Here is a 4,660-nt window from a genome sequence, read left to right as displayed (position 1 = left end):
CCCCGGCGCCGACGGTGCCGAGGGCGACCTCGGTGCCGGCCGCCACACACGCCGCATACCCGAACTCGGCGGTCGGGCGGCACGCCCAGCCGCCGACCGGCAGGTCGAAGATGACCGCCCCGGGCACGATCGGCACCACCCCGCCGTCCATCGCGACGCCGCGGCCGTGTTCCTCGCACCAGCGCATCACCCCGTCGGCGGCCGCCAGCCCGTAGGCGCTGCCGCCGGCCAGCAGCACCGCGTCGACGTAGCGCACGCTGTTGGCCGGGTCCAGCAGGTCGGTTTCGCGGCTGCCAGGCGCCCCGCCGCGGGCGTCGACGGCGCCGACGGTGCCGGGCGGGGTCAGCACCACGGTGACCCCGCTGGCCCAGCCGGTGCCCAGGGTCGCGTCCGGGTCGAGCCGCTGATACTGGCCGACCCGAATCCCGGCGACGTCGGTGATGGCGCTCATCGGTTCCCGATCAGCGCCAGCACCAGGTATTCCTGCAGCACGGTCAGCCATTGGTAGACGTCGAAGTGGGCGGCCAGCGGATGGTCGGCGGGTAGGCGCTCCGGCCCGTTCGGCCCGATGTCGAGCATGGTGCCCAGCGCCAGCCGCACGTCGTTGACGGCCGCGATCCAGGCGTGCGCGTCGTCCTCGGTCAGCTCGAACCGGCCGCCGTCGGCGGGCACGGTCGCCAACAGCCGGTGCGCGGTCTCGCGTTTGGCCGCGATGATCTCGGGTTCGTGGATGCTGCGCAGCGCGGCGTTGAGGCTGTCGGCGGCGCCCGACCCGGCCGGGTGGTCGTTGGCCGGCTTGTAGAAATCCGGCAGCAGCCGCCGCAGCGTCGCGTCCTCGGGGGGTTCGGTGTTGCCGGTCTTCATCCCGGTGATCTGCTCGAGTTCGTCTGGCGGCGAGGACGATTCCCGCTCGTCGAGCATGCCCACCAGCGACCCGACCAGGCTGGTGAGCAGCGCCGCCTCGTGCGGATCCAGCGCCGACCGGAAACGGGGACCGTCAGCGGTCTCGACCCGCTTCCACTTGCGCACCCAGCGACCCTAGTCAGCGGTCCTGCTGCAGCGTCGCCCACAACCCGGCGGCATGCAGTTTGGACACGTCGACCTCCATGGACTCCCGGCTGCCCGCCGACACCACCGCCTTGCCCTCGGTGTGCACCTGCAGCATCAGCTTGGTGGCGTGGGGTTCGCTGTAGCCGAACAGCTTCTGGAAGATGTAGGTCACATAGCTCATCAGGTTCACCGGGTCGTCCCAGACGATGGTCACCCACGGGCTGGCCGTGTCGTCGGTGGCATCGACCTGCCGGTGTTCGGTGGTCTTCGGCGTGACCGGCGGGGACGTCGCTGCTGACGCAACCATAGCCCTCAGGATACCGAGCTAACCGGCGGTGGCGACCAGCCGATACGGTTGCGGGGTGAACGACTGGGCCCGCGCCGGGCTGCTGACCGACAAATACGAACTCACCATGCTGGCGGCGGCGCTGCGCGACGGCACCGCGCACCGGTCGACGACCTTCGAGTTGTTCGCCCGCCGGCTGCCCGACGGGCGCCGCTACGGGGTGGTCGCCGGCACCGGCCGGTTCCTGGAAGCGTTGGGCCAGTTCGGATTCGACGACGACGCGCTGGCGTCGCTGGCGGAATTCCTCGACCCCGACACGGTGGCGTATCTGGCCGACTTCCGGTTCACCGGGGACATCGACGGCTACGCCGAGGGCGAGCTGTACTTCCCCGGCTCGCCGGTGCTGTCGGTGCGCGGCAGCTTCGCCGAGTGCATCCTGCTGGAAACCCTGGCGTTGTCGATCTTCAACCACGACACCGCGATCGCGTCGGCGGCCGCGCGGATGGTCAGCGCCGCCGCCGACCGGCCGGTGATCGAGATGGGGTCGCGGCGCACCCACGAGCAGGCCGCGGTCGCGGCCGCCCGGGCGGCCTACCTGGCCGGCTTCGCCGGATCCTCCAACCTGGAGGCCCAGCGCCGGTACGGGGTGCCGGCGCTGGGCACCAGCGCGCACGCGTTCACCCTGCTGTACGCCAGCGCCGACGGCCCCGACGAGGTGGCCGCGTTCCGCGCGCAGGTCGCCGCCCAGGGGGTGGGCACCACGCTGCTGGTGGACACCTACGACGTGACGACCGGGGTGGCCAACGCCATCGCGGTCGCCGGCCCGCAGCTGGGCGCGGTGCGCATCGACTCCGGGGAGCTGGGGGTGCTGGCCCGCCAGACCCGCGACCAGCTGGACCGGCTGGGCGCCACCGGCACCCGCATCATGGTCTCCGGTGACCTCGACGAGTACTCGATCGCCGCGCTGCGCGCCGAACCGGTGGACAGCTACGGGGTGGGCACCTCCCTGGTGACCGGGTCGGGGGCGCCGACGGCGAGCATGGTCTACAAGCTGGTCGAGGTCGACGGGGTGCCGGTGCAAAAACGCAGCGCCCGCAAGGAATCCCGGGGCGGCCGCAAGGAGGCGCTGCGGCTGTCCCGCCCCACCGGCACCATCCTCGAGGAGATCGTGCACCCGGCCGGGTCCGCGCCGCAGGTCAGCGACGACAGCCGGGTGCTGACGATCCCGCTGGTGCGCGACGGGCAGCCGGTGGTCGACCGGGATCTCGACGCGGCGCGCAAGCTGGTGGCGGCCGGCTTGCGCAGCCTGCCGTGGGAGGGTCTGATGTTGTCGCACGGCGACCCGGCGATCCCCACCGTGCAGATCCCGGTCAGCCCCGTCACTCGATAACCAGGAGCAGCCACGCCCGACCCGTCCGTGCCCGATCTGCTGGCCACCGCGGTGGCCGCGTTGGGCGGAACCGAGCGCGCCGGCCAGGTCCAGATGGCCGACGCCGTCGCGCGCGCCTTCGACATCGGTGAGCACCTGGCGGTGCAGGCCGGCACCGGCACCGGCAAGTCGCTGGCCTACCTGGTGCCCGCGCTGGCCCGCGCCGTCGCCCAGGACGCCCCGGTGGTGGTGTCGACGGCGACGATCGCGCTGCAACGCCAACTGGTCGACCGCGACCTGCCCCGGCTGGCCGACGCGCTGGCCGACGCGCTGCCGCGGCGACCGCAGTTCGCCCTGCTCAAGGGGCGCCGCAACTACCTGTGCCTGAACAAGGTGCACGGCGGCACCGAGGCCGCCGACGAGGAACGGCCGCAGGAGGAGCTGTTCAACGCCGCGGCCGCCACCGCGCTGGGCCGCGACGTGCAGCGGCTGACCGCGTGGGCGTCGGACACCGACACCGGGGACCGCGACGACCTCAAACCCGGCGTTCCAGACCGGTCCTGGGCGCAGGTCAGCGTGTCGGCGCGGGAATGTCTGGGGATGGCCCGCTGCCCGTTCGGCCCCGACTGCTTCGCCGAGCGGGCCCGCGCGAAGGCCGGGCAGGTCGATGTGGTGGTCACCAACCACGCGCTGCTGGCCATCGACGCGATCACCGACTCCGCGGTGCTGCCCGAGCACGAGCTGCTGGTGATCGACGAGGCCCACGAGCTGGTGGACCGGGTGACGGCGGTGGCCACCGGGGAGCTGACCTCGACCGCGCTGGGGGTGGCGTCCCGGCGGATCACCCGGCTGGTCTCCCCCGAGCTGGTGCAACGGCTGGAGGCCGCGTCGGCGACCTTCACCTCGGCGATCCACGACGGCAGCCCGGGCCGCATCGATTACCTCGACGAGGAGCTGGGCACCTACCTGACGGCGCTGCGCGACGCGGCCGGCGCGGCGCAGGCGGCGATCGCTCCCCCGCAAGCGGGAGGTACCCCCACCAGCCCCCGCGACCCGCAGGCCGCGGCGGCGCGCACCGAGGCCGTCGCGGCGCTGTCCGAGATCGCCGAGACCGCCAGCCGGATCCTGGATTCGTTTGTGCCCGCCATCCCCGACCGCACCGACGTGGTGTGGCTGGCCCACGAGGACAACCGCGGGTCGGTGTCCCCGGTGCTGCGGGTGGCGCCGCTGACGGTAGCGGGGCTGCTGCGCACCCGGCTGTTCGCCCGGTCGACGACGGTGCTGACCTCGGCGACGTTGACCGTGGGCGGCTCCTTCGACGCGATGGCCGCCGCCTGGGGTTTGACCGGCGGCGACGACGAGCCGCGGTGGCGGGGCCTGGACGTCGGCTCGCCGTTCAGCCACGCCAAGTCCGGCATCCTCTACGTCGCCGCGCACCTGCCCGCACCGGGCCGCGACGGCACCGGGTCGGCCGAGCAGCTCACCGAGATCGCCGAGCTGATCACCGCCGCCGGCGGCCGCACCCTGGGGTTGTTCTCGTCGATGCGGGCCGCCCGGGCGGCCGCCGAGGCCATGCGCGACCGGCTGGACACCCCGGTGCTGTGTCAGGGCGACGACGCCACCGCGGCGCTGGTCGACGCCTTCGCCGCCGACCCGGCCACCTCGCTGTTCGGCACGCTGTCGCTGTGGCAGGGCGTCGACGTGCCCGGTCCGTCGCTGTCGCTGGTGCTCATCGCCCGCATCCCGTTCCCGCGGCCCGACGATCCGCTGCTGACCGCCCGGCAGCGGCGGGTGGCCCCACGCGGCGGCAACGGCTTCATGGCCGGGGCCGCCCGCCACCCCCCGCCGCTGCTGGCCCCCGGCGCCCGCCGGCCGCTGCGCCGCGGCGACGACCGCGGCGTGGGCGCGGGGGCGGGCTCCCGGGTGGCGGCCGCGCGCCATGCCGGGGCCGTCTC

Annotated in this window: 5 protein-coding genes; 2 read left to right on the top strand and 3 right to left on the bottom strand. The window is 73.9% G+C overall.

All coding sequences use genetic code 11. The features are described 5' to 3' along the window. The 3 genes from BKN37_RS25875 to clpS all read right to left on the bottom strand — a co-directional run. A partial coding sequence (locus BKN37_RS25875) for a P1 family peptidase (RefSeq protein WP_207547299.1) occupies nucleotides 1-451 on the bottom strand: 451 nt, incomplete at its 3' end. Further along, a complete protein-coding gene (gene aosR / locus BKN37_RS25870; RefSeq protein WP_071030015.1) occupies nucleotides 448-1,029 on the bottom strand; it encodes an oxidative stress transcriptional regulator AosR in 582 nt (193 codons plus the stop codon). The genes aosR and BKN37_RS25875, both read right to left, overlap by 4 nt. Nucleotides 1,030-1,042: 13 nt before the next feature. Then, on the bottom strand, nucleotides 1,043-1,357 hold the full coding sequence (clpS, locus tag BKN37_RS25865) for an ATP-dependent Clp protease adapter ClpS (RefSeq protein WP_071030013.1): 315 nt from the start codon (nucleotides 1,355-1,357) through the stop codon (nucleotides 1,043-1,045). Between the two features lie 28 nt (nucleotides 1,358-1,385). On the opposite strand from clpS, the gene BKN37_RS25860 reads away from it, so the two are divergent. Beyond that, nucleotides 1,386-2,726: a nicotinate phosphoribosyltransferase gene (locus BKN37_RS25860; protein ID WP_278184977.1), complete on the top strand. Its 1,341-nt coding sequence runs from the start codon at nucleotides 1,386-1,388 to the stop codon at nucleotides 2,724-2,726. A 27-nt stretch (nucleotides 2,727-2,753) separates the two neighbouring features. Continuing rightward, nucleotides 2,754-4,660, top strand: a 1,907-nt coding sequence (locus BKN37_RS25855) for an ATP-dependent DNA helicase (RefSeq protein WP_071030009.1), incomplete at its 3' end; no start/stop codon positions are given.

Source organism: Mycobacterium talmoniae, assembly GCF_001854525.1.
GTDB classification, from domain to species: domain Bacteria; phylum Actinomycetota; class Actinomycetes; order Mycobacteriales; family Mycobacteriaceae; genus Mycobacterium; species Mycobacterium talmoniae.
This window is presented reverse-complemented; position numbering and strand designations above follow the sequence as displayed.